Source organism: Bacillus sp. SSR7 (genome assembly GCF_055902415.1).
The window spans coordinates 1-2,986 of sequence record NZ_JBVVXV010000041.1 but is presented as its reverse complement, the minus strand read 5'-3'; the positions used below and the strand labels follow the sequence as shown (position 1 = coordinate 2,986).

Here is a 2,986-nt window from a genome sequence, read left to right as displayed (position 1 = left end):
CATATTATATGGTTAAGTCCTCGATCTATTAGTATTCGTCAGCTCCACATGTCACCATGCTTCCACCTCGAACCTATCAACCTGATCATCTTTCAGGGATCTTACTAGCTTACGCTATGGGAAATCTCATCTTGAGGGGGGCTTCATGCTTAGATGCTTTCAGCACTTATCCCTTCCGCACATAGCTACCCAGCTATGCCCTTGGCAGAACAACTGGTACACCAGCGGTGCGTCCATCCCGGTCCTCTCGTACTAAGGACAGCTCCTCTCAAATTTCCTACGCCCACGACGGATAGGGACCGAACTGTCTCACGACGTTCTGAACCCAGCTCGCGTACCGCTTTAATGGGCGAACAGCCCAACCCTTGGGACCGACTACAGCCCCAGGATGCGATGAGCCGACATCGAGGTGCCAAACCTCCCCGTCGATGTGGACTCTTGGGGGAGATAAGCCTGTTATCCCCGGGGTAGCTTTTATCCGTTGAGCGATGGCCCTTCCATGCGGAACCACCGGATCACTAAGCCCGACTTTCGTCCCTGCTCGACTTGTAGGTCTCGCAGTCAAGCTCCCTTATGCCTTTGCACTCTACGAATGATTTCCAACCATTCTGAGGGAACCTTTGGGCGCCTCCGTTACACTTTAGGAGGCGACCGCCCCAGTCAAACTGCCCACCTGACACTGTCTCCCGGGTCGATAAGACCCGTAGGTTAGAATTTCAATACAGTCAGGGCGGTATCCCACCAGCGCCTCCACCGAAGCTAGCGCTCCGGTTTCAAAGGCTCCCGCCTATCCTGTACAAACTGTACCAAAATTCAATATCAGGCTACAGTAAAGCTCCACGGGGTCTTTCCGTCCTGTCGCGGGTAACCTGCATCTTCACAGGTACTATAATTTCACCGAGTCTCTGGTTGAGACAGTGCCCAAATCGTTACACCTTTCGTGCGGGTCGGAACTTACCCGACAAGGAATTTCGCTACCTTAGGACCGTTATAGTTACGGCCGCCGTTTACTGGGGCTTCAGTTCAGAGCTTCGCTTACGCTAACCCCTCTCCTTAACCTTCCAGCACCGGGCAGGTGTCACCCCCTATACTTCGCCTTACGGCTTCGCAGAGAGCTGTGTTTTTGCTAAACAGTCGCTTGGGCCTATTCACTGCGGCTTTCCGTTAAGAAAGCACCCCTTCTCCCGAAGTTACGGGGTCATTTTGCCGAGTTCCTTAACCAGAGTTCTCTCGCACACCTTAGGATTCTCTCCTCGCCTACCTGTGTCGGTTTGCGGTACAGGCACCTTTTATCTCGCTAGAAGCTTTTCTTGGCAGCGGGGAATCAAAGACTTCGCTCCATAAGGAGCTTCCCCATCACAGCTCAGCCTTCACGATAAGCGGATTTGCCTACTTATCAGCCTAACTGCTTGGACGTGCACAACCAATCGCACGCTTCTTCTATCCTTCTGCGTCCCTCCATTGCTCAAACGATAAAGAGGTGGTACAGGAATATCAACCTGTTGTCCATCGCCTACGCCTGTCGGCCTCGGCTTAGGTCCTGACTAACCCTGAGCGGACGAGCCTTCCTCAGGAAACCTTAGGCATTCGGTGGACGGGATTCTCACCCGTCTTTCGCTACTCATACCGGCATTCTCACTTCTAAGCACTCCACCAGTCCTTCCGGTCTGACTTCACTGTCCTTAGAACGCTCCCCTACCACTGATACCATTGGTATCAATCCGCAGCTTCGGTGGTGTATTTAGCCCCGGTACATTTTCGGCGCAGAGTCACTCGACTAGTGAGCTATTACGCACTCTTTAAATGGTGGCTGCTTCTAAGCCAACATCCTAGTTGTCTAAGCAACTCCACATCCTTTTCCACTTAATACACACTTTGGGACCTTAGCTGGCGGTCTGGGCTGTTTCCCTTTTGACTACGGATCTTATCACTCGCAGTCTGACTCCTAAGGATAAGTCATTGGCATTCGGAGTTTGACTGAATTCGGTAATCCGATGAGGACCCCTAGTCCAATCAGTGCTCTACCTCCAAGACTCTTACACTTAAGGCTAGCCCTAAAGCTATTTCGGGGAGAACCAGCTATCTCCAGGTTCGATTGGAATTTCTCCGCTACCCACACCTCATCCCCGCACTTTTCAACGTGCGTGGGTTCGGGCCTCCATTCAGTGTTACCTGAACTTCACCCTGGACATGGGTAGATCACCTGGTTTCGGGTCTACGACCACGTACTAAACGCCCTATTCAGACTCGCTTTCGCTGCGGCTCCGCCTCTTCAGCTTAACCTCGCACGGGATCGTAACTCGCCGGTTCATTCTACAAAAGGCACGCCATCACCCGTTAACGGGCTCTGACTATTTGTAGGCACACGGTTTCAGGATCTCTTTCACTCCCCTTCCGGGGTGCTTTTCACCTTTCCCTCACGGTACTGGTTCACTATCGATCACTAGGGAGTATTTAGCCTTGGGAGATGGTCCTCCCAGATTCCGACGGAATTTCACGTGTTCCGCCGTACTCAGGATACATTCAAGAGAGAACGAAGTTTCGACTACGGGGTTGTTACCCTCTACGACGGACCTTTCCAGGTCGCTTCGTCTACCTCGTTCCTTTGTAACTCCGTATAGAATGTCCTACAACCCCAAGAGGCAAGCCTCTTGGTTTGGGCTATGTTCCGTTTCGCTCGCCGCTACTCAGGAAATCGCATTTGCTTTCTCTTCCTCCAGGTACTTAGATGTTTCAGTTCCCTGGGTCTGTCTTCCTTACCCTATGTATTCAGGTAAGGATACCATACCATTACGTATGGTGGGTTTCCCCATTCGGAAATCTTCGGATCAAAGCTTACTTACAGCTCCCCGAAGCATATCGGCGTTAGTCCCGTCCTTCATCGACTCCTAGTGTCAAGGCATCCACCGTGCGCCCTTTCTAACTTAACCAAACTAAAAATTAAAAAATATGAGCTACACTGTTATCTAGTTTTCAAAGAACATAC

At 51.3% G+C, this 2,986-nt stretch carries 1 rRNA gene; it reads right to left on the bottom strand.

Annotation, left to right across the window (positions count from 1 at the left end):
- Positions 1-8: 8 nt before the first annotated feature.
- Positions 9-2,930, bottom strand: a 23S ribosomal RNA gene (locus tag AC0NJG_RS28530).
- Positions 2,931-2,986 lie beyond the last annotated feature (56 nt).